Genomic DNA, 22788 nt, shown 5'->3' on the forward strand with positions numbered 1-22788 from the left:
GGCGCCCGGCGCCCCTTGCAATGACGTTTTAAAGCACATGGTTTTTGAAATAGAGCTGGAAAGTTTTAACCGTATATTCCATGGCATATACGGGTTGATGCCAGTGAAAACAAAACCGCCCCCAGCAGGACCGGGGGCGGTTTGTATCTTAATAAGAGTGGAATGACAGGCGTGCCGTCATCCGTGGGATTCTTTGCCGGCGGACTTTCTTACATCTCCGGACCGGGTGTTTCGGCGGGCGTTTTTTCCGGCGTCACGATCTCCAGCAGTTCCACATCGAACACCAGAACGGCATTGGGGCCGATGCGGTCGCCCGCGCCCCTGGGGCCGTAGGCAAGGTCAGCGGGTACAAAAAGTTTGTAGGTGCTGCCCACCGGCATCAGTTGCAGGGCCTCGGTCCAGCCCTTGATCACACCGGTAACCGCCAGGGTGACAGGCTCTTCCCGCTCGTAGGAGCTGTCAAACTCGGTGCCGTCGATGGTGGTGCCCCGGTAGTGTACCTTGACCCGGTCTTCGTTCGTGGGCACCGGGCCATCCCCCTTTTTGACAACCATGTATTGAAGGCCGCTTTCCGTGGTCACCACATCGGGCTTTGCCTTGTTGGCCTCAAGAAAGGCCTGTCCTTCTTCAAGGTTTTTCTGGCCCAGGGCCTCCCGCTCCGCCATCTGCTTTTCCCGTAACTTTTTGGAGAAATCAGCCAGCAGGGATCGGGCGTCCGCTTCTTCAATAAGCAGGGTGTTGCCGTCGACCTTGTCTTTCAGGCCGGCTGCCACCATGTCGATGTTGACCTCGTCTTTAATCTTGACCAGGGCCTGGGCCATGTTCACGCCGATGGCGTAGCTGGCCTTGTCCTTGTCGGTTTCAAGGGCCGGTGGTGCGGCCTGGGTATCGGCGCTCTTCTGGCAGGCTGTCAGGCCGGCAATCATGGCGATGGTGACAAAAAAGGTAATCATTTTTTTCATGGGGAGGTCCTTTCGTGTGTCGGGTAAAAGTTGTTGAGTATTATGCCTGCCGGTACAGGCAATAACCAAAAATATTAACACCGGCTATGGCATTAGGCAATGGTTTTATGGGTCTGTTTTATGGGTCTGGCCGGAAGATGAGTGCGCGTTCAGCTCTTCGGCCATGCGGCGGTACTTTCCGGCTGCCTCCTGTTTTCCCTGGGCCTCCAGCACTTCGGCCAGGGCCAGGTAGGCGGTGGTGTCTTTGGCGGCAAATTTCAGGTAGCGGCCAAAGGCCGATACCGCGCCATCAAGATCGTTCTGCATTCTGCAGGCCCGGCCAAGGTCGTATAAAGCGCTAACGCCGCTGCCGTCGGCGGCCAGGGCCGCCTTCAGGTGGACCGCTGCCTGAACGGGATTTTTTGCCGCCAGACAGATATTTCCCATGGCATGGTGGGCGGCGGCAAAGCCGGGTTTCAGGCGGAGTGCCGCGGCAAAGCAGGATTCGGCTGCCGCGGTTTCCTGTATCGCCAGATGGGCGGTTCCCAGATTGTAGTGCAGTTCCGGCTGGTCCGGCGCGAGTGCGAGCGCTTTTTGAAAAAGGGTGATGGCCTCCGCTGTTTTGCCGAGCACCTGTTTGGTATGGGCCAGCCCGTTATAGGCCGCCAGTGAGGTGGGGTGGGCGGCGAGTGCCCGGGCAAAGTATGGTTCCGCTGCCTCCGGTTGTTTTTGCCGGTTGTACTGACGGCCAAGATCCAGAAGGATCGACAGATTATCAGGATTCAGCGCAAGGGCCTTCTGAAAAGCGGCCACGGCGTTTTCATTCTGACCGGTGCGGGACAGGGCCCTGCCCAGATCCTTGTGAAGTTCGGCCTGTTGATTATTGACGGCTATGGCGGCCTGAAGGTGGCGAATGGCCGCCTGAAACCGGCCCTGCCGGTAAAGGATGCCCCCCAACCGGTGGTGGCATTGAAAATCCGCCGGGTTGCGCGTAAGCATATCGCGGTAAACGGCAATGGCCCGATCCGGCCTGCCTGCACGAAGAAATTTCTCAGCATCGGCACGGGTCAGGGTCCCGGCATCCATGACCGGGGGCTCAGGAGGGCGGGCCTGCATGCGAGACGCGATGGGTGCAAGAGCGGCGATAAAGTGTTCCAGGCCGGAAAACCGGTGGTCCGGATTCTTGGCTATTGCCTTTAACACAATGGCCTCCAGGGCCGGTGGAATCTCCGGGTTATACAGGCGTGGTGGCGGCGGTTGTGCCTGAACATGCATAATCGCGGTTGCCGTGGGTGTGATGCCGTAAAAAGGCTTTTCTTCCGTAAGCAGCTCAAAAAGGACAACCCCCAGGGAATAGAGGTCGGTTCTGCCATCCAGTGCACGGCCCAGGGCGTGTTCCGGCGCCATATAAACAGCGGTGCCGCCGATGCGCCGGTGGGGCGGTGGCGGCGGCGCGTTTTTCTCAATCACCAGGGCCATGCCGAAGTCGCACAGCTTGGGCATGGGCGGGGTGCGCCGGCCATCGATCAGGATGTTTTCCGGTTTGACGTCAAGGTGCAGGATGTTGTGCTGATGAAGATAGGCAAGTGCCCGGGCAACGGCCATGACGACACTGAGAACACGCCCCATATCCGGCCTTTCCCTCCGTTCCATAATCAGGCTGTGGCCTTCCACAAATTCGGCAACCAGGTAAGGCTGATGGTCGTGTTCACCGTGATCGTACAGAGATATGATGCCGGGATGGGAGAGCCGTGAAAGCAGGCCGGCCTCTTTTCTGAGGGTCAGGGCGGCACTTTCCTCTTTTGCGTTGTCGGCCAGGGCCAGCTTCAGGATTGCCACGCGGTTGTGCCGCTGATCAAACACCTTGTAGAGGCGTGACAGTTTGGTTTCGCACAGCAGGTTCAGCACACGATAAGGGCCGATTCTGGCAACCATTCTGTTCCCTTTTAAAAAGCGTTGTCTGCCCTGAAAGGTTCACCCGTCCGGGGCTGTTGGAAAAAATTCGCAAAAGATTGAGGTTGATGGTACCAATGGCAGGTTCAGGGGTAAAGGGATTTGTGCGGCGAAAAGAGAAAAGGTAGAATGGCGTCATGTCACTTCCCGATTTGAAAAGAAAAAAGCTGCTGGCGCGACTGTACCGCCGGTATAACAGGCGGTCCTACGTATCGCCCGATCCACTTGAGTGTCTTTACCGTTTTGACGAGGTAAAGGACCGTGAGTTGGCGGCCCTGATAGCCGCCTGCCTGGCCTATGGCCGGGTGGCCCAGATCGTGAAAAGTGTTTCCGCCGTTCTGAATGTCATGGGGCCGTCACCTCACGACTTTATTTGCTCTGGCACACCGGCCCGGTTTGAAAAAGAGTTTGCCGGGTTTCGACACCGGTTTGCCGATGAGGTCCACCTGGGGGCCCTGCTGGCGGGAATGCGGCAGGTGCTTCTGGCATACGGATCGTTAAATGCCTGTTTTGTTGAGGGCCTTCGAAAGAAAGACCCCACCGTGATTCCGGCCCTTTCTGCTTTTGTCGACCGTCTCAACGCCGACGCCGGGGGCATCGGCCATCTGCTGGCCGACCCCCGGAAGGGCAGCGCCTGCAAGCGGCTGAACCTGTTTCTGCGATGGATGGTGAGAAAAGACAGTGTCGATCCGGGTGGCTGGGCCGGCATTCCCCGTGCAAAGCTGGTGGTGCCCCTGGACACCCACATGCACGCCATCGGCCTTGCCCTGGGCCTGACCCGGCGGCAACAGGCCGATTGTGTCACGGCGGTCGAAATGACACAGGGATTTGCCTGCTTTTCCCCCCGTGATCCGGTGAAGTATGATTTTGCCCTGACACGCTTCGGCATTCGACAGGAGATGAAGGTTGACGACCTGATCCGTATGGCGGACTGCGCGTAAGCAGGCGGAACAGGTCAAGGATCGGTCTGCCTTGGCACCGCCTGGATGTGAATGTTCTTTCAGCCGGTTTGCCGTGTTTCCAAATTGTTTGCATGGGCCGGCGCGTTCATGTAGAATTCAGGGCCTATGAAGACCTATTACGACTGTATTCCCTGCTTTATGAAACAGGCCCTTGGCGCGACCCGGCTGGTGACCGGGAATCCAAAACTCCACGAAGCGGTGCTTCGGGAAATGGCCAAAAAGATCAGCACGATGGACTTGAACCAGTCACCGCCCCTCATGGGTCGGGAGATTCACCGGACCGTTCGTTCCCTGACCGGCATAGATGACCCCTACCGGGAGGTCAAGGATTTTTACAACCGGTTTGCCATGGACATGTATGACGACCTGAAAAAAAAGGTCGCGGCTTCGACCCCGCCCCTGGAAACCGCCGTGAAACTGGCCATTGCCGGCAACATCATCGATTTTGGCGTCAGCAGCGACCTGGATGTGGAACTGGTGCGTCAAACCATTGACAACGCCTTATCCGAACCGGTTTTCGGGGACATAAACGTTTTTGCCGAAGCCGTGGCAAAAGCCGAAACCATTCTTTACCTGGGTGATAATGCCGGGGAGATCCTGTTTGACCGGATTCTCATTGAGACCCTGCCCACCGGAAAGGTGGTGTTCGTGACAAGGGGCGGCCCGGTGATCAACGACGTCACTTTCGCGGACGCAGAAACCGTGGGGTTGACATCGTTGGTACAGGTCATGGACAATGGCGCGGATGTGCCGGGGACCGCCCTCTCCGAATGCTCCGACGCATTTGTTCAGGCGTTTGAGAAGGCAGACATGATCATTGCCAAGGGCCAGGGCAACTACGAAACGCTTTCCGAGACGGATCAGGCGGAAAAAATATTTTTTCTCTTCAAGGTCAAGTGCCCGGTGGTGGCCCGTGATATCGGTCGTGAAATGGGCCGGGCCGTGGCCGTCTCCATAAACAGCGAAAAGGTCGGATATTGAAAATGAACGAGACCATGACCATTACCATGCAGCCGATCGGTGTCGTGAACACCGACGCCACAGAGATTCCCAGACACTGGAGCGTGTCCGATGTGCAGGGCCGGCTGGAGATCGACCCGCAATATGCCGCCGGACTCTCCGATATTCAGCCCGGTTCTAAAATTGTGGTACTGTTTTGCTTTCACAAGAGCCCGGCCTTTGATCCGGTCCGCCATCTGCGCCAGACCCCGCCCCACAGAGAAGGTCCCCTGGGCGTGTTTTCCATCTGCTCGCCGAGGCGGCCCAACCCCATCGGCCTTTCCGTGCTTGATGTGCTTGAGATTCAGGGCACGGTTATTCATGTCAGGGGGCTTGACATGCTGGATGGCACACCGATTCTGGATATCAAGCCCTATATTGAAGGCCGGCAGGACTGCCCCAGCTATACAGGCGACGGGTAGACCTCTTTTTATGGAATGAAGCCAATCAAGAAGTGACGATATGAAAAACTCAAGACGATTCATCTGTATTGTCGGCGTGGCCCTTCTGCTGGCGGTCATGGGCTGCCAGACGGAGGACACCTCCCCCGGCGCCCTGGTGCAAAAGGGAAACAACCTCTTTTTCAAAGGGGACTACCGGCAGGCGGAACAGGCCTACCGGCAGGCCATTGATACCGAGCCCTCCCTTGTTTCTGCCTGGATGGGGCTTGCCGAGACCCGTCTCAAACTGGGCGATGTAAAAGAGGCCACCGATGCCTATGCCCGGCTGCTTGAGATCGATCCCGGTCATGTCCCTGCCCGGCTGAACATGGCCCGGTTTGATCTTCTCTCCAACCGGCTGGAAGCCGCGGAACAGGGAGTGCAGCAGGTGCTGTCCGTGGAACCGGCCAACATTGACGCCCTTTTTCTGTTTGCCGAAATTTGTGAGAAAGAGGGCCGCTTCAAACAGGCCGAACAGCTTTATGGCCGGGTACTTTCCGTTCAGAGAGACAATACCGCCGCCCTGTTGCGGCTTGGCGCCATTTTCGCGAAGACCGGTGATACGGTTCAGGCCAGGGCGCATCTGGAACAGGCGGTGGCCGTGGACCCGTCCGCCATAGACCCCCGCCTGGTGCTGTTTAATTTTCATATGAGCCGAAAGGATTATTCGGCTGCTGAAAAGGCGCTGGCCGAGGCGGTGGCGGCCCATCCGGAGAACCCGGATTTGCATATCCTGCTGGGTAATTTTTATTTTTCCCGAAAACAGCCGGACCAGGCGGAACAGGCTTTTTTAAAGGCTGTTGAGACAGGCGGGGATCACCTGCCGGCTCGTTTGGCCGCCGCCAATTTTTACCGGGCTGTGGGCAGGCCGGACAAGGCCCTGGAGATGTACCGGTCAGCCCTGGCGGTCAACCCTCGCAGCCTTCGTGCCCGGCATGCACTGGCAGGGTTTTACCTGGAGAATAATCTCCTGGATGCGGCTGCAAAGGAAGTGGAAACCATTTTGCAGGCAAACGACACATACCTCCCGGCCCGCCTGCTCAAAATCCGGTTGCTGATTGTCCGACAGGAGTATGACCGGGCCATCTCCCTTTGTGATGCCTATCTGACGGAAAACCCGACCTCCAGCGACCTTTATTATGCCAAAGGCCTGGCCTTCTGGCACAAGGAGGACCTGGTTTCCGCTGAAAAGGCCGTTTCTCGTGCGATTGCCCTTTCACCGGGCAATATCAGCGCCCGGCTTCGGCTGGCCGATATCTATCTGAAAATGGGTGAAACGGAAAAGGCCCAGGCAGTTAACCGGGAATTGCTGGCTTTTCTGCAGGAGCACCTGAACCTGGAGGTCGTGCCCGCCGGCGCGGTCGATCCTGAAAGGACCCGGCCCCGGGGGCTGGACTCTTTTGGGTCTCTGCTGGACATCGCCGACGCGCATCCCTTTGGTGATGCTGAACGCCTGAGCGGCCTGATGGAAAGATATGAACAGACCATTGAAGGATTTGAGGCGGCATTGCGAAAAAATCCCCTTCAGGCCGGGCTGTTTGAAAATATCGTGTTTCTTAAGGGTGTGAAAGGAGAGTACGACAAGGCCATCGATCGATGCAACCAGCGGGTGGCCTCGCTTGAGCAGATGGCCGATATCGCTCCGGAACAGCGGCAGTCCCTTATGGCGGCTGTCTATGCCCTTAAGGGGGACCTGTATCTGGCCAAGGGTGATCGGGAAAAGGCAAAAACCGCCTTTCAGCAGGCTGTTTCCATGGACCCCGATACCCTGAAATCCTATTTTGCTTTGGCCAGGCTTCATATTCTGGAAAAGGACCTGGACGGCGCCATCTCGCAGTATCGTACCATCCTGAACAGGCATCCTCAGCAGGCCGGGCCTCATATGCTGCTGGGCGTACTTTACAAAATGAAGGAGGCACCGGAACAGGCGGAATATCATTACCGGGCCGCCCTGGACGAAGACCCTGAACTGGCCCAGGCCGCCAACAACCTGGCCTACCTGCTTTCGGAAAATCCGGACCGGCTGGACGAAGCCCTGGATTTCGCCCTGCGCGCCCGGTCCCAGGCCCCGGAGGATCCCTACATCATGGATACGTTGGGCTGGATTTACTACCGGATGGAGCGGTATGACAAGGCCCTTGAGCATTTACAGGCGGCGGCCGATCGCATTCCCGACAATGTCACGGTGAACTATCACCTTGGCATGACCTACTACCGGCAAGGCCAGTTTGAGCAGGCCCGTATTTTTCTTGACAGAGCATTGAGTCTCAACGGGAAGTTTTATGGAGCAGATGAGGCCCGAACCCTTCTGGATGAGCTGATGTAAACCGATTGCAGACGGTTTTTTCTTATTGACAGGCCAATGAAATATTTTCCCATAAAAACACTGATCATCTTTCTGGTACTGATGCCGGCGGTTTATATCTCGGGCGTTTTTCTGCTGGAACATCATGTCCAGAAGCAATATGCATCGGACATTGAGAACCTTTATATCGGTGACACACAGCCGTTGCTGGAAGGCCGCATACGGCTGAAAGACGCGGTTGCCGCCAACATAGACACCTACCTGCGCGGCCGGCAACTCAATCCATTGGGCATAAAGGCCGATGTCCTGGTCCTGGCCGGCAACCAGATCATGATCTATCCCGCGTTTCCCGACTCCGACGCGGAGGCTTTAAATCCCCTGTCCCAGGAGCAGGTTGCTTCGAATAATTTTCGCCTGATGAATGAAGGGCTGTCGGTGCGCGTGGATGTTTCCCTGGCCAGGGGGTCTTTTCTGGACGTGGGCATCATCGGCGGCTACCTGATGGTCGCCGGGTTCGTATTTCTTTATTTTTATCGGGCCGGCCTGCGCCGGGCAAGGGCGGATGAGGCCAGCCGCCAGGAGGAGATTCACCGCCTCAGAGAGGCCGAGAACCAGCACTACAGCCGGATCATGCTGTTAAGCGAGGAGAGAAAACGGCTGGCCGGTGAGATTGAACAGACCCGGAAAAACCTTTCTGAGTACCGGGCCACGGCCAGCCGGACCGAGGACCAGCTGCTCGATGAGATGATCGCCCTGGAGGAAAAGGTCAACATGAGCATGGCCCTTTCCGAGGAGCTGCGGCGTGAGAACGAAGCCCTGCGACAGGTCGCTGAAGCGCGCGATACGGAAAAACAGAAAACCGGGAAAAAGAGCGCGGCTTACGGAACGGTTGATAAACGGTTCAAGACCCTGTATAAGCAGACCCTTATGCATAAGCGGGCCCTGGACAGCTTCATGGGGCTGACTGACGACATGAAGATCAAGGCCGAAGAGGTGATCAAGCAGCTGGACAGCGACCCCTCAGGCGCGGATGTGAAAAGAAAAGTGGACTTACGAAAGAGCCGGGAAAAGATATTTGAAGTGGGGTTTGCCTACAACGGCAGGCTCTATTTCCGCAATATGGACGACGGACGCGCGGAGGTGCTGATCATCGGCACCAAGAACTCCCAGGTCAAGGACATGTCGTTTCTGGATACGTTGTAGGCCGTTTTATGTGGCCTCCAAATTTTCAGAGCTGTCAGAACTGCTTATCCAAATCGGGATCGGGATCGGGATCGGGATCGCAATCGGGAAGCCGTTTTGTTCCTGCTCCGGTTCCGAGGTGGTAAAAGCTGCCGGAAAAGTAATTTTTGAGCCCTTAGAATGAGGTATGAATGATATCCAAACGCGCCCGGCAGATCACCCCGTTTCTGGTGATGGATGTCCTGGAAAAAGCCGACGAGATGGAGCGGCAGGGCATCGATGTGGTTCACCTGGAGGTGGGAGAGCCTGATTTCGACATTCCGTTGTGCGTGAAAACAGCGGTGGAAAAGGCCCTTGCCGACGGCCGCACCTACTACACCCACAGCCTGGGCGACATTCGGCTGCGGCAGGCGATCTGCGATCACTACAAAAACCGGTACGGCGTTACCGTGACCCCTTCCCGGGTGATTGTCACCTCCGGCACCTCGCCGGCCATGATGATGGCGTTTGCCGCCCTGCTGGATCCCGGCGACGAGGTGATTATTTCTGACCCCCATTATGCCTGTTATCCCAACTTTATCACCTTTGCCGGGGGCCAACCCGTAACGGTTCCTGTTTACGAGGCCGACGGGTTCCAGTACTCGCCGGAAGCCATTGCAGCGGCCATGACCGAACGAACCAAGGCCATTTTCATCAACTCCCCTTCAAATCCTACCGGCACGCTGCTCTCCAGGGAGCGAATGGCGGCTATCGCCCGGTTTGAACCCTACATTATTTCTGATGAGGTCTACCACGGCCTGGTGTACGAGGGCAGGGAACACTCCATTTTGGAATTTACCGACAACGCCTTTGTACTTAACGGTTTTTCCAAGCTCTACGCCATGACCGGTCTTCGGCTGGGTTACCTGATCGTACCCGAGCCCTTTGTGCGCACGGTCCAGATTCTTCACCAGAACTTTATGATATCGGCCAACTCGGTGGTGCAGTTCGCCGGCATCGCGGCCCTGGAGCAGGCTGGCGACGACGTGGCCCGCATGAAGGCGATTTACAACGAAAGGCGTCTTTACATGATCCGCCGGCTGCGGGAGCTTGGGTTTACCATTCCGGTAGAACCCACCGGCGCTTTTTACCTGTTTGTCAATGCCGGGCACCTTTCTTCCGACTCTTACAGCCTTGCCTTTGACATTCTGGAAAAGGCCCGTGTGGGCGTGGCGCCGGGTATTGATTTCGGGAAAAACGGTGAAGGGTTTCTGCGGTTTTCCTACGCCAACTCTCTGGAAAACATCGCCGAAGGTCTGAACCGGCTGGAGCCGTATCTTGAACGGCGTTGATCAACCGGTGTCGCCGGTGCGAAAAGGCCAGGCCGTGGACCTGGAGATCGAAACCCTTGCCTTTGGAGGGCGGGGGCTGGCCCGTGTCGACGGGCTGGCCGTGTTCGTGGACCATACCCTGCCCGGGGACCGGGTGTCGGCCCGCATCACCCGCAAAAAGTCCAATTTTGCCGAAGCCCGGCTTCTGGAGGTCCTTTCCCCCTCGCCGTTCCGTGTCCTGCCCCAATGCCCTTACTGCGGTCACTGCGGCGGCTGCCGTCTTCAGATTCTCGACTATGACAAACAGCTTGACTGCAAGCACGAACAGGTGGCCGACGCTCTGCGCCACATCGGCCTGGTGGAAAACGTGCCGGTGCATCCGGTGATGCCCGCTGACCCGGTGTGGGGCTATCGCAACAAGATGGAGTTCTCCTTTGCCGACCGCCGCTGGCTACTGCCCGAAGAGATGGAGATGGAGAATATCGATACCTCCTTTGCCCTGGGCCTTCATGTGCCGGGTACGTTTCACAAGGTGATCGATGTCGACGCCTGCCTGCTGCTGCCCGAACCGGGCAACGCGATTCTTGGTGACGTGCGGGCCTATGCCAGGGCCTCCGGTGTTCCGGCATACGGCCTGAAAAGCCACCAGGGATTCTGGCGGTTTTTAATGCTGCGCCACTCCGTGGCCCATGACAACTGGATGGTCAATATCGTCACCGCCGCCGAAGACCGGCGCCTGTTGCAGCCCCTGGCCGACCTGCTGGCAGACCGATATCCCGAAGTGGTCTCCGTGGTCAACAACATCACCGCCAGAAAGGCCGGGGTGGCCCAGGGCGAATATGAGATTCTGCTCCACGGCGCCCCTTTTATTTCAGACCGGCTGGGCCGATTCTCCTTTGATATATCGGCCAACTCTTTTTTTCAGACCAACACGCGGGGGGCCGAGCGGCTCTACACCGTGGCCAGGGAATATGCCGGGCTGACCGGGAGCCAAACCGTGGTGGACCTTTACTGCGGCACCGGCACCATTGCCATCTGGCTGTCGGGTGCGGCAAAAGAGGTGATCGGCCTTGAAATCAACGACAGCTGCCTGGCCGATGCCGTAAATAACTGCCGGACCAACAATGTCTCCAATGTCCGGTTTGTGGCCGGAGACGTGAAGGAGACCCTTCCCCGGCTGGACTGCCGGGCCGATGTGCTGGTCATTGATCCGCCCCGGGCCGGCATGCACAAGGACGTTGTGGAGCAGGTCCTGGCCATGGCGCCGCCGCGCATTGTTTATGTGTCGTGTAACCCCGCCACCCTGGCCAGGGACGTGGCCATGCTCAGTGAAGCCTATACCGTGGCCGAGGTCCAGCCGGTGGACATGTTTCCCCACACTCCCCATATCGAGTGCGTGGCCCGGCTGGACAAGAAAGCATAAGATTGCATGGCTATCGGCCGGACGTGTGTAGCGGGAGCCTGGTAGGAGTCACTGAGCCTTTGGCCGTGGATCAAGAAGCTTGAAACCAAGGTCCGGCTCCATCAGGCGTCGGCCGGGCGTGTCCAGCAGTTCGATGAGAACGATCTCCATCACCTGCCATGTAACCACCCCGCTACGAATACACCCCGTGGTGGTTTTATCTTCCCTGCCGCAGGCCATGTGCATGTGCAGCATGGGGGCGCCTGTCTCATCCGGGAACAGGGTGCCCACCCCCGCGATTTCGCAAACATTGTCAAGAATTCGCTCCATGGGTGTCACCGGCCTGGCACCCCCGTCTTCCGGTCCCACCACCAGGGTGCTGCCTGTATCGGCGCCGCCAACGGCGATAAGGGCCGCGGCCGTTATTTCCCTGTCTGATGCAAAGTTTTCAACCACCTGGTGAACGGTTTCGCCGTGTTCCAGCCGCAGCACAAAAATTCGTCCCTGCCGGGCCTCTGAATATTTCATGGCCTGTTTTCCTTTCGATTTTGTCATATGGCGCCGCAACCCTGTTTTGCCGGCGCGCGTGAAGATGGATTATATATCCGGCGGGGGTGAATCACAAGATATCGCGGACCGTCGCCACGGCCAGCCGGTGTCAGCCAGGCCGATCCTAATAGGTTGGTATTGTGGGACTATAGGGCGATAACGGATGCGTGGACCTTAATTTTGCTTTACACGCAATCAGGCCTCTGCTACCATCTTTACACAATTGTTTAAAAAAAACAGGGGTGGTGGGGCGGTCAGCATGACTGTCTGCCGGTATTCTTTCACGGGTTCTCAGAATATTCAAAATCTGTAATCACCCCCTTGTTTCCGGATGCAACAGCGCAAGCTGTTTCCAGACGGCTGCTATTCGGGCGTTGTGCCCGGCAGCGCCGTTTCCCCCGACTTGCAGACGGCGGGGCAACATCGGCAGGAAGCAGGAGGAAGAAGATGAAAAAGACAATGATCATGTTTTTGGCAATGACCGTTCTGGCAGTGCTCCTGGTGCTGCCGGCAGGGGCAAGAATGACCATAACCAACGGAAACGGGCTGAACGGCAGGAACCACCTGGCCACCGACCTCTCCCTTTCTGAGCTTGAACAGGTTGTGGGCCGGGGGTTTATTTCACGGCTCACACCCGAGGAGATCAGCGATATCAACGCCCGGGGCCTGCTTCCTTCCCCTGAGGCGATCCGCGCCATAACCCGGGACCTTCTGGACACCACCATCAAGGGCATTCGCATCGTCATTGACAAGTCCAAGTTCACCAACCGGGAGCTTGCCGATGTGCTGGCCGGGTGGGAGCGGGAGCTGGCCGGAATGTAGACGATTTGAGTGCTAGTGCTGCAAACAGAAGAAAGACCAGCTTGAGAGAAGGGTGCTATGGCGGAAGGTGAACTGCTGACAGGCCAGGAAGCGAGGGAGATTCTCAGGGACCTGAGGAAGAACAGCACCATTCTCCAGATGCACCTGAAAGGCACCCATTTCAAGAAATTGACCGTTGTTACGGCTATTCAGCCAAAACCCGGCCGGCCCCTTCTTTATGTGGATCACCCGCCCGGGTTTGCCAAGGCGGCAGAAGGCGTCGATAACTGGGAAATCGCTTTTACCTTCACCGGCGCCCACGGCATTCCATACAGTTTTACCACATTTGGCGGCTTTTTCAGGGAAGAAGACAACACGATTGCGGTGGAGGCACCGGAGGCGGTTGAACGCAAACAGCGGCGCAAGCACCTGCGGGTCAAGCCGCCGGTGGGGACCGTAACAACCGCTATTATTGACGGCGAGGGATATGATATCCAGATTGTGAATATCAGCCTGGGCGGGGCACTGGTGATGTTCTCCAGCCCCGCCATAAAAGAAGACGTGGTCAAGCGGGGCCAGGAAGTAAAGGATATCACCATCGACCTGTTTCCCGGTAAAGCGGGCAAGGAACCGGTCAAGGTGGACCGGGCCGTGATTCGGCGAGTGATCACCGAGCATGTGACCAGCAAACAGCATTACGGCCTGATGTTTATCGACATGGCACAGAACGAGACCCTGCGGTTGAAGGATTACATCTATGTCAACCAGCGGCTGATGCTGCGCAAGGCACTTATTCCCTCCTGACCTGTTGATTTGCTGGAATATGCGCACAGGCTGTGAATACGCCTGTAAAGGTGGTGGCCGTCCTGATGGGACGGTTTTTTTGTGCCTGTGGAAGGACTGAAAAACGCATATGGGAGTCTAAAATGGCCGTATTTGAAAGCAACAACGCTTCGATTTATTATGAAGATACCGGCGCCGGTGCCCCGGTGATCGCGGTACACGGGCTGATTGAAAACACGGCTTACTGGAGCCTTCCCGGTGTTACGGCCCGGCTGGCCGGACATTACCGGGTGATTGCCATGGACATGCGGGGCCACGGGCGCACCGTCACCACGGGGGATAATCCCGGCTATGACGCTGACACCGTGGCCGGGGACATCGAGGCACTGGCCGATTACCTCGGCCTGGACCGGTTTTATCTTTTGACCCACTCCACCGGTGGTTTTGCCGGGGCCCGGTGGGCCATGGAACACAGCGACCGTCTGGCCGGTCTGGTGCTCACCGACACCACGTCAGCCACCTGTCCTTTTCCCGGCACCCCGGAAGAACGCGTGATCTTTTTTGAAAAGTTTGCCGCAAGCTTTGAGCGCCAGACCTGGGAAGAGGTGATCGCGTACGCAAAGAGAAAGCCTTTCCCCTTTTTCCGGGGCATTGCCGAACACCCGGACAACGGAGCCATGTGGGACATGGCCCTGGAGATTATTCGGCGGGGGGACAGGAATCGGATTGCCGCGTTTGTGCGCTCTTTTTACCAGGACCCGGACATGAAGGTGGAGGGGTTGCGGCAAATTCGCTGCCCGGTTCTTGTTCTGGTGGGCGAAAAGGACGACCTCTTTATCGAACCCGGCCGCGTCATGGCCGAAGCCATACCGACCTGCCGGCACGTGGTGCTGGAAGGGGTGGGCCACATGACCGCCATCGAGGCCCCGGACCGTCTGGCCCGTGAACTGCTGGACTTTCTGGCCGCCTGTCCCGGCTAACCCGGATCAGAATCAAAATTAAAAAGCAGCCGTTTCCGGCGGCATCCCTATATCATGGAGAATCGCATGAGAATTGAACGATTAACGGACCGGTGCAATAACTGCATGCTGTGTGTTGAAGAGTGCATTGCCGGTGTGTGGCGCGAGGTCAACGGCGTGCCCGAGCCGGTGTTTCCCCTGGCGTGCAACCTGTGCAGCCACTGTGTGGCGGTTTGTCCCCGGCAGGCCATTGTTCACTCCCGCCTGGACCAGGGCCAGGTGGACAGGGTGCGACGAAAGCTTTTGGACGCGGAAACCTACAGGGAGATCACGGTCACTCGGCGCAGCATCCGGCGCTACAAGGATTTGCCGGTGCCCCGCCAGGCCATCGAGAAGGTGCTTGATCTGGCCCGGTTCTCCCCCACGGCCAGCAACTCTCAGCACCTGAGCTATATCGTGATCACCGATCGCGCGATCATTCAAAAGGCCGCGGACCGTGTGTTTGCCATGGGTGTCAAAGCCTACCGATGGGCCACCTCCCGGCCCGGGAAAATGGTTCTCGGACTGTTGAAAAAGAACAAAAAAATAGCTTCGCTGCAGCGCTATATGGCTGCCATGGATTATTACATCGAACAGTCCGCCGCGGGCCGGGACTATATTCTTCACAACGCGCCGGTGCTTATCCTTGTGTGCGCGCCCAGGGGGGCAGATTTTGCCGTGGACAACTGCAACATCGCGGGTACCAATATCATCAACTATGCCCACACGCTTGGCCTTGGCACCTGCTATATCGGTTTTCTCACCCTGCTGCTGCGGCGCGGTAAAAAGCTTCGTGCCCTGCTGCGGGTTCCCGAGAACCGGCAGGTGGGGGTCAGTCTGGTCATGGGATACCCGGCCTATCGCCATTCGTTTGCGCCGGCTCGAAAAAACCCTTGCGTAACATGGGTTTAGTGATATATTGGGCAGCGTGCCGCAAACCTTCTGGAAAAGGGGCAGGCAAATCATCAACAGGCAGGACAACCGGAATTCGCGGAGGTTTTTATGCGTATGATCAGCAGAAAACAGTGGGTGGTGTTAACAATGGCGACAGCTCTGTGTGTGGCCCTTGGCGGCTGTGCCGGACTTAAGAAGGACAAGAATGCGTCATCCGATACGGCCATGACCGCACCGGCCAAGGAACAGCGGTATGAACCCGTAAAACCCACCTCGATTTATCATGACTTTCAGGATGTGCTTTTTCCTGTCGAATTGAAGCTGGACCGGAAACATTCCTCGGTTTATGTGACCGACGGCTTTAAAACCGGCATGCTGACCCTGTCCGGCAGCGTGGACGCCCGGTCCACGGTCACCTGGTTTGAGAACAACATGGTCAAGGACAACTGGCACCTGGTGGGGTCCTTAAAGGCCCAGCGAACCCTGCTGCTGTTTGTGAAACAGAACCGCTACTGCGTTATCAGTGTCACCGACGGTATGATGAAAACCCATGTGGAAGTATGGGTGGCGCCCACGCTTGAAGACAAGGGCGCCGGCCGGTTGCAGTAACCATCGACAGCGGGAACACGGTATGGAAATAAACGGCAAACAGATCGTGCTGGGAGTGTGCGGCGGCATCGCGGCTTACAAAAGCGTGGAACTGCTGCGCCTGCTGGTCAAGCAGGGGGCCCGGGTCCGGGTGATCATGACCGAAAATGTCCGCTATTTTGTGGGGCCGCTTACCTTTGAGGCCCTTTCCGGCGAACCGGTCTGCACCAGCCTGTTTGACGACAGGGAGGACGGCTCCATTCGTCACATCGAGTGGGCCCGGCAGGCCGACGCCGTGATCGTTGCCCCGGCCACGGCCAACATTCTCGGTAAATTGGCCGGCGGCATCGCCGACGACGCGCTGTCCACCTTCATGCTGGCCGTAACATCCCCCCGCATGCTCTGCCCCTCCATGAACTCGGCCATGTACGAAAACCGGGCTGTTCAGCGGAACCTGGACACACTTGAGCAGGACGGGTACGTGATTGTGGAGCCCGGCACCGGCGAGCTGGCCTGCGGTACTTCGGGCGTGGGCCGCATGCCCGAGCCGGCGATTCTTTTTGACCGACTGTGCGCCATGCTCTCGCCAAAGGATTTGACCGGCAGAAAGGTGCTGGTTACCGCCGGACCTACCTGTGAAGCCATCGACCCGGTGCGGTTTATCAGCAACCGCTCTTCCGGCAAAATGGGCTATGCCCTGGCAGCGGCGGCCGAGTACCGGGGCGCCGAGGTGGTTCTGGTTTCCGGGCCCACGAATCTTGCGCCGCCGGTCAACGTTGAGACCGTGGCCGTGGAAAGCGCGGACCAGATGGCCCAGGCCGTGTTTTCCCGCATGGCGGATACCGACATCATCGTGAAGGTCGCGGCCGTGGGCGACTACCGGGTGGAGACGCCTGCCGACCGCAAGATCAAAAAAAGCGGGCAGGCCGGGTTGCCCCTGGCCCTGGTGGAGAATATCGATATTCTAAAAGAGGTCGGAGCCCGTAAAAAAGCGGGCCAGGTGGTGGTGGGGTTTGCCGCGGAAACCCACGATCTGGCGGCCAATGCCAGGGCCAAGCTGGCCGCCAAAAAGGTGGACCTGCTGGTGGCCAACCCCGTGGCCGGTGATGAAACCGCCTTTGGCGCCGACACCAACCAGGCGACCCTTTTCTACAAAGACGGAACCGAAGAACAGCTCCCCCGCATGGACAAGGCCAAGCTGGCCCACGCTATCTTAGACCGTGTGGCAAAGCTGGCGGTAAAATAATTCTGAATATCCTATCTGACTGAAAAATGTAGCGGCGGCCGGGCGATTTTTTGATATCAACCGCCCCGGTGTCAGATTTTTTCAATCCGTGTGATCTCATCCTCCAGGGGTTTTACCTCCTCCTGGCGGTCCTGTTTTTCAAGCCCTTTTTTCAGCCGGTCCACCTCTTCTTTTAATTTCGGCAAAATTTCCTGCTGGATGTGGTTGCGCGTCTCTTCGCCGGCCCTGGCCGCTTCATCGGCCAGCCGTTCCAGTTCTTTGCCAAGCTCTTTAATTCTTTCGTTTTCGGGAAGTTTTTTTAACTCTTTCAGGACGTCCTCCAAATGACGGGACATCTGCGAAAAATTTTCATTCATGGCGGACACCAGCCTGTCTAAAAGCGCCCGTGAGCGAGGAACCCCCTCCACCACGGCCCCGCCCGGCAGCACCGCGCCGCCGGGGCGTTCCAGGATCATGTCCACAGCCATGCGGCTGTTGTCTTCGGGGTCGCGAACAATGGAAAAACTGGCATACTCGGTCACCCGGTCCCCGAACTGTTTATCGATCCGCAGGGAGACCAGGAAACGCCCGTTGTCCTGGTAATCAACATCGGTCACGTTGCCGATGGCCGTGCCTTCAGACAGAACCCTGTCGCCGTCTTTCAATCCATGGACCTGGTCAAACCGGACGGACACGGCCTTGCCGCTCCAGAACCATCCCGTGCACAGGGTCATGACCGCCAGCATCGTGGCCGTCCATATGGATATGGCATGCGATCGTTTCATAACTGCTCTCCTTTATGTTTTAAAAGGGACCTGCATCAGCCCCGGTATTATTATGTATCGCTTCCCACTATGCCACACCATACCGCGGAACTCAAAATCCACGTCAGAACCAATATCGGGAAGCCGTGGGAAAGCCCTGCCTTATGCCGTCACCCTCGGGCTTGACCCAGGGGTCCAGAATAAAAATGATTCAATACCAAATCAATAAGGAACAAAATCAATTTTACACCGGATTACCCGGTTCCGCCGTCGCCAAGGCTATGGCGGGACACGCAAGACGGGTAATGACGGAACAGGAAGGAGTGGCACGGGCCAGAGCCGCCAGGCAGACCGTTTGTAGTGACGCCGTCAGGCGTTTGACGGCCGGCCATAAACAATGCCCTTACGGGCACACTACAAACAGGGCTTTTCGTTTTTTACAGGATTACCGTGTGTGGTTCTTAGTGGCCGGTTTCGATCCCGATACCGATAGCGATCCCGATACTGATTTTGATTGAAAAAGGAGGTGAAGGCTATCCCTTTTGTTCCTGCTTCTGGATTCTGGCCCAGGTGTCCCGAAGCGTGACGGTGCGGTTGAACACCGGGCGGTCGGGCGTGGCATCTTTTGCGTCCGCGCAGAAATAGCCCAGGCGCTCAAACTGGAAGGCCCGGCAGGGCGCGGCCTGCGTCAGGGCCGGTTCCAGAAAGCAGGGGAAAAGGGGTTGCAGGCTGTCGGGATTTAAAAATTCGGTAAAGTCCCTGCCTTCGTCATCAGACGGGTTTTCTTTTAGAAATAGCCGGTCGTAGAGGCGCACCTCGGCGGCCACGGCATGACGGGCCGACACCCAGTGAAGGGTGGCCTTGACCTTGCGGCCGTCCGGCGCGTCCCCGCCCCGGGTGGCCGGATCATAGGTGCAGCGCAGCTCAACGATGTTGCCGGAGGCGTCCTTGATCACGCTTTCACATTTTATAAAGTAGGCGTAGCGCAGCCGCACCTCCCGGCCCGGCGCCAGGCGGAAAAACTTCTTGGGCGGCTCTTCCATAAAATCGTCGGCCTCAATGTAGAGTTCCCGGGAAAACGGCACCATGCGGGTGCCGGCGTCCGGGTCTTCCGGGTTATTGACGGCGGTCATCTCCTCGCCCTCTCCTTCCGGGTAGTTCTCGATAACCACTTTCAGGGGGTGAATCACGGCCATGCGGCGAGGGGCCGTTTTGTTGAGCTGTTCCCGAACGGCATACTCTAACAGGGCCACGTCCACCAGGCTCTCTTTTTTGGCAATGCCGATCAGGTCGCAAAAATTCCGCAGGGCCCCGGGCGGCACTCCTCTGCGCCGGATGCCGGCAATGGTGGGCATGCGCGGGTCGTCCCAGCCGGAAACAAAGCCTTCGGACACCAGGCGGGAGAGTTTGCGCTTGCTCAACACCGTGTAGGTGAGGTTGAGCCGTGCAAATTCGGTCTGTTTGGGCCGGGGCGGATCGGTGAGCTGTTCCACGAACCAGTCGTACAGGGGCCGGTTGTTGGCAAACTCCAGAGTGCACAGGGAATGGGTGACCCCTTCGATGGCATCAGACAGGGGATGGGCAAAATCATACATGGGATAGATGCACCATTTGTCACCGGTGCGGTGGTGGGACTCGTGGCGGATGCGGTAGATGGCCGGGTCCCGCAGGCAGAGGGTGGGCGAGGCCATGTCGATCTTGGCCCGCAGGATGTAAGTGCCGTCGGCAAACTCACCGGCCCGCATGCGCCGGAAAAGGTCCAGGTTCTCTTCGGCGGGCCGGTTTCTATCCGGGCTTGGGGTGCCCGGCTCGGTCAAGGTGCCCCGGGTGCGGCGGATATCGTCGGCGGAAAGGCCGCACACATAGGCCTTGCCGTCTTTAATCAACTGTTCGGCAAAGGCGTAGAGCCGCTCAAAATAGTCGGAGGCAAAATAGACCCGGTCTCCGGGATCAAACCCCAGCCATTTCACATCTTCCCGTATGGAGTCCACGTACTCCACGTTCTCCTTGCCGGGATTGGTATCGTCGAACCGCAGGTTGCAGACGCTGTTTGCATATGCTTCGGCAATGCCGAAATTGAGGCAGATGGACTTGGCATGGCCGACATGCAGATACCCGTTGGGTTCCGGCGGAAAACGGGTGACCAGACCGTCGGGATATTTGCCGGCGGCCAGGTCCTCGTCAATGATCCGTCGAATGAAATCCGTATTTTTTTCGCTCATGGCGCTGCTCCCGGGATTCTTGTTTCTGGCTTATATATAGGATTTTAACCGGTAACACAACATTATCGAAACCAACCCTTTTGATCTTCGTGTTCTTCCAATCTTCGTGGTCTTCGTGTTGAAGCACACTACCGGTTCAGCCGGCCTGCCGTTTTCAAACACGAAGGGTACGAAGAAAACGAAGCTCACGAAGGTAGTGTACCAAGCTTTCGTGAGAAACGATCAGCATTAAAGACACAACGGAAAGCCCCAAAGGACTTCTTCGCGTTCTTCCCAATCTTCGTGATCTTCGTGTGAGATACCCTGTCGGTTCAGTCGGCTTTTCATTTTTAAACACAAAGGCCATCCATGAAAAAGGTAACTAGCGGGTCATACATCCATGCTGCCGGAGCGGTAGCCGGCAAGATCAAGAGAGACATGGGAAAAGCCGATTTGTTTGAGCTGCTCCGTCACGGGCTTCCGCATGACCGCGGTGGCCAGGGATGCAACGGCTTCCGGCGCCACCTCAATGCGGGCTGTGCCGCCGTGGTACCGGACCCGGCAGGGGGCATACCCGGCGGTAATCAGCACATCTTCGGCCTGCTCAATCATGGCAAGAATTTCGGGCGTGATACGCGTGCCATAAGGTATGCGGGTCGCAAGGCAGGTGCCGGCCGGTTTGTTCCATGTGAACAGGTTCATCTGGCGGGAGGCCTCCCGTATTTCAGCCTTGGAAAAACCGGCCATGGCAAGGGGGGATATCACGCCGGCCTCGGCGCCGGCAGCCAGGCCGGGCCGGTGCTCGTTCAGGTCATCAGTGCTCACCCCGTCGGCCAGATGGAGGATGTCCATATTTTCAGCGGCTTTTCGAAGCTCGGCCCAGATTATTTTTTTGCACGCATAACAGCGGTCCGGCGGGTTTTGGACGAATGATTCGGCGGTCATGCGGCCGGTTTCCAACAGAATGTGTCGAATGCCGATCGTTTCGGCCATGCGGACCGCCGCTGCCCGTTCCCGGGCCGCGTGCATCGGCCCCACGGAGGTCAGGGCCACGGCCCTGTCCTGTAACACATGGTTTGCCATGGCCAGTAGAAAGGCGCTGTCCGCGCCGCCGGAAAAAGCCACGCCCAGGGGTGCGTGATCCTTGAGAAGGGCCGCCAGTTGCTGTTTTTTTTCTTCAATTGTCACGGTGTGATTGCCCTGTCAATTTTGTCTTTGATGGCTCATGGTTATCAGTAAAAAGGGTTTACAAGACCAGGGGCTTTTTATACACTGGCCTATGCTTTATCGCGTTGTCTTGCTCCGGCAAAGCGGTTCGTATGTTTTCAGATACGGTTTAGAAAGTCGATAACAGACGGCTATCATATATGATGTGAACCATATTTTCAAAGGAGTGAGTCGGTATGGGGAAAAAGAGCCTGTTTACACCCACAACGGACCCCGAGGCGAAAGAAGGTGCTGCTGCTGCGCCGAAGAAAAAGCGGGCAGCCAAAAAGCAGCCTGCAAAAAAACAGCCGGCAAAAAAGGCATCAACAAAAAAGCAGAAGGCCCCGGTTTCCCAGGCGGCTGGGGTTCTACCGGAAAACGATGTTGTTGAAACAACAACCTCAGAAGCCGTTGCACCGCCGCCACCGGCCGGAGACGGACGGCCCCAGCCGGCCGCTGTTTTTGAAAAAACCGCCGGCTGTTCAGCGCCGGTGCAGCCGCCGGCCATGGAAAACGGAGACGACGCCATGACGCGGCTGCTCTGGGGGGCGTCGGCATTCCTGGTCCTGGCCGTGCTGATTCTGCTGGTGGCCAGCTCCATGAACGCCGGTCGTTATTATGTGACGGAATCCAGAGGGGCTGTTGAAATATGGAAGGGCGATTTTACGCCGGGGGGCAAAGAGCGCATCATGGTGCTTCACGATGCCGCCTGGGACGTAAAGAAAAAACGGACCTACAGCAAGGCCGATGTATTTGCCTTTGCATCGCGGTTTTACACGGCCAAGGCCGGTGATCTGCTGGAGGCCGAAGGCATGCGGGACTATTCCCGCATTCTTTCCTATGTGGACAGGGCAATTGAGCTGAACGCCGACATGGGCCGAAAGGATCAGGTCGAGGTACTTGAGATTGTAAAAAAATACGTGCAGGAAGCAGCCATCCTTGATTCCGGCGAGCCTGCCACCCGGAGTGTGGTGACAAAAAGACTCAACGACGCCAGCCATGCGCTGGCCGGGCTTCTGTTCGAGGAATATCAGCAGTAGCAAGCCGATGTGGCTCTGATGGCAGGTGCTGTGCCTCTTCAATCTGCTCGATTATGCCTTCGGCATCACGGCGGCCCTTTTTCACTGTTTTATCGCGTTCTGAATCGTTGTGCGGCCCGGCACCCTGATGTATGTCTATACCGGTTCTGTCGACCACCAGCCGCCTTTTCCGATCCAGTGGGGACTTTACGGGGTGGGGCTGGTTGTCACCGTGGCAGTCACACTTTTTATCACCGCCATGGCCC

Annotated in this window: 21 protein-coding genes; 15 read left to right on the plus strand and 6 right to left on the minus strand. The window is 57.5% G+C overall.

Translation table 11 applies throughout. From position 1 onward, the window contains the following. Window positions 1-209 precede the first annotated feature (209 nt). The gene (locus DOLE_RS08110; RefSeq protein WP_012174997.1) at window positions 210-962 is read right to left on the minus strand and encodes an FKBP-type peptidyl-prolyl cis-trans isomerase; all 753 of its coding nucleotides are present in this window, start codon (window positions 960-962) and stop codon (window positions 210-212) included. A 105-nt stretch (window positions 963-1067) separates the two neighbouring features. After that, complete coding sequence (locus DOLE_RS17290; protein ID WP_012174998.1) at window positions 1068-2876, minus strand: serine/threonine-protein kinase; 1809 nt, start codon at window positions 2874-2876, stop codon at window positions 1068-1070. Between the two features lie 155 nt (window positions 2877-3031). Between DOLE_RS17290 and DOLE_RS08120 the strand changes: the two genes are divergently transcribed. The 7 genes from DOLE_RS08120 (at window position 3032) to rlmD (ending at window position 11515) form a co-directional block, all read left to right on the plus strand. Further along, complete coding sequence (locus DOLE_RS08120; protein WP_012174999.1) at window positions 3032-3835, plus strand: TIGR02757 family protein; 804 nt, start codon at window positions 3032-3034, stop codon at window positions 3833-3835. Between the two features lie 126 nt (window positions 3836-3961). After that, window positions 3962-4837 carry a damage-control phosphatase ARMT1 family protein gene (locus DOLE_RS08125; protein ID WP_012175000.1) on the plus strand — a complete coding sequence of 292 codons (876 nt, stop codon included), beginning with the start codon at window positions 3962-3964 and terminating at the stop codon, window positions 4835-4837. 2 nt (window positions 4838-4839) lie between these two features. Then, complete coding sequence (gene tsaA, locus DOLE_RS08130) at window positions 4840-5277, plus strand: tRNA (N6-threonylcarbamoyladenosine(37)-N6)-methyltransferase TrmO (protein WP_012175001.1); 438 nt, start codon at window positions 4840-4842, stop codon at window positions 5275-5277. Between the two features lie 40 nt (window positions 5278-5317). Next, window positions 5318-7621, plus strand: coding sequence for a tetratricopeptide repeat protein (locus tag DOLE_RS08135; RefSeq protein WP_012175002.1), 2304 nt, complete (start codon window positions 5318-5320; stop codon window positions 7619-7621). 36 nt (window positions 7622-7657) lie between these two features. Beyond that, window positions 7658-8803, plus strand: a complete 1146-nt coding sequence (locus DOLE_RS08140) for a hypothetical protein (RefSeq protein WP_012175003.1) — start codon at window positions 7658-7660, stop codon at window positions 8801-8803. A 170-nt stretch (window positions 8804-8973) separates the two neighbouring features. Then, on the plus strand, window positions 8974-10113 hold the full coding sequence (locus DOLE_RS08145; protein ID WP_012175004.1) for a pyridoxal phosphate-dependent aminotransferase: 1140 nt from the start codon (window positions 8974-8976) through the stop codon (window positions 10111-10113). Continuing rightward, window positions 10100-11515: a 23S rRNA (uracil(1939)-C(5))-methyltransferase RlmD gene (gene rlmD / locus DOLE_RS08150; protein ID WP_012175005.1), complete on the plus strand. Its 1416-nt coding sequence runs from the start codon at window positions 10100-10102 to the stop codon at window positions 11513-11515. Before DOLE_RS08145 ends, rlmD begins: the two co-directional genes overlap by 14 nt. A 48-nt stretch (window positions 11516-11563) precedes the next feature. Here the strand turns inward: rlmD and DOLE_RS08155 are convergent, their stop codons facing one another. Next, window positions 11564-12022: a PPC domain-containing DNA-binding protein gene (locus DOLE_RS08155; protein WP_041280442.1), complete on the minus strand. Its 459-nt coding sequence runs from the start codon at window positions 12020-12022 to the stop codon at window positions 11564-11566. 468 nt (window positions 12023-12490) lie between these two features. Between DOLE_RS08155 and DOLE_RS08160 the strand changes: the two genes are divergently transcribed. The 6 genes from DOLE_RS08160 to coaBC all read left to right on the plus strand — a co-directional run bounded on the left by DOLE_RS08160 (window position 12491) and on the right by coaBC (window position 17353). Next, on the plus strand, window positions 12491-12865 hold the full coding sequence (locus DOLE_RS08160; protein ID WP_012175007.1) for a hypothetical protein: 375 nt from the start codon (window positions 12491-12493) through the stop codon (window positions 12863-12865). Window positions 12866-12922: 57 nt separating this feature from the next. Then, a complete protein-coding gene (locus DOLE_RS08165; RefSeq protein WP_012175008.1) occupies window positions 12923-13648 on the plus strand; it encodes a flagellar brake protein in 726 nt (241 codons plus the stop codon). A gap of 122 nt (window positions 13649-13770) precedes the next feature. Further along, window positions 13771-14607, plus strand: a complete 837-nt coding sequence (locus DOLE_RS17295; RefSeq protein WP_052294277.1) for an alpha/beta fold hydrolase — start codon at window positions 13771-13773, stop codon at window positions 14605-14607. A 66-nt stretch (window positions 14608-14673) separates the two neighbouring features. Continuing rightward, window positions 14674-15537, plus strand: coding sequence for a nitroreductase family protein (locus tag DOLE_RS08175; protein ID WP_012175010.1), 864 nt, complete (start codon window positions 14674-14676; stop codon window positions 15535-15537). Between the two features lie 96 nt (window positions 15538-15633). Next, window positions 15634-16128, plus strand: a complete 495-nt coding sequence (locus DOLE_RS08180) for a hypothetical protein (RefSeq protein WP_153304396.1) — start codon at window positions 15634-15636, stop codon at window positions 16126-16128. Window positions 16129-16150: 22 nt separating this feature from the next. Beyond that, window positions 16151-17353: a bifunctional phosphopantothenoylcysteine decarboxylase/phosphopantothenate--cysteine ligase CoaBC gene (gene coaBC, locus DOLE_RS08185; protein ID WP_012175012.1), complete on the plus strand. Its 1203-nt coding sequence runs from the start codon at window positions 16151-16153 to the stop codon at window positions 17351-17353. 71 nt (window positions 17354-17424) lie between these two features. On the opposite strand, the gene DOLE_RS08190 is transcribed toward coaBC, so the two are convergent. Next, a complete protein-coding gene (locus DOLE_RS08190) occupies window positions 17425-18117 on the minus strand; it encodes an MlaD family protein (RefSeq protein WP_012175013.1) in 693 nt (230 codons plus the stop codon). 185 nt (window positions 18118-18302) lie between these two features. On the opposite strand from DOLE_RS08190, the gene DOLE_RS08195 reads away from it, so the two are divergent. Continuing rightward, window positions 18303-18614, plus strand: a complete 312-nt coding sequence (locus tag DOLE_RS08195; RefSeq protein WP_012175014.1) for a hypothetical protein — start codon at window positions 18303-18305, stop codon at window positions 18612-18614. A gap of 15 nt (window positions 18615-18629) precedes the next feature. Here DOLE_RS08195 and DOLE_RS08200 read toward each other — a convergent pair whose 3' ends face one another. Both DOLE_RS08200 and larE read right to left on the minus strand, forming a co-directional pair. Next, window positions 18630-20318 (minus strand): glutamine--tRNA ligase/YqeY domain fusion protein, encoded by a 1689-nt coding sequence (locus DOLE_RS08200; protein WP_012175015.1) that lies wholly within the window; start codon window positions 20316-20318, stop codon window positions 18630-18632. 369 nt (window positions 20319-20687) lie between these two features. Next, on the minus strand, window positions 20688-21485 hold the full coding sequence (larE, locus tag DOLE_RS08205) for an ATP-dependent sacrificial sulfur transferase LarE (protein WP_012175016.1): 798 nt from the start codon (window positions 21483-21485) through the stop codon (window positions 20688-20690). A 215-nt stretch (window positions 21486-21700) separates the two neighbouring features. On the opposite strand from larE, the gene DOLE_RS18505 reads away from it, so the two are divergent. Beyond that, window positions 21701-22543, plus strand: coding sequence for a hypothetical protein (locus DOLE_RS18505; RefSeq protein ID WP_012175017.1), 843 nt, complete (start codon window positions 21701-21703; stop codon window positions 22541-22543). The last annotated feature ends 245 nt before the right edge of the window (window positions 22544-22788 follow it).

It is taken from the genome of Desulfosudis oleivorans Hxd3 (assembly GCF_000018405.1).
GTDB classification, from domain to species: Bacteria; Desulfobacterota; Desulfobacteria; order Desulfobacterales; family Desulfosudaceae; genus Desulfosudis; species Desulfosudis oleivorans.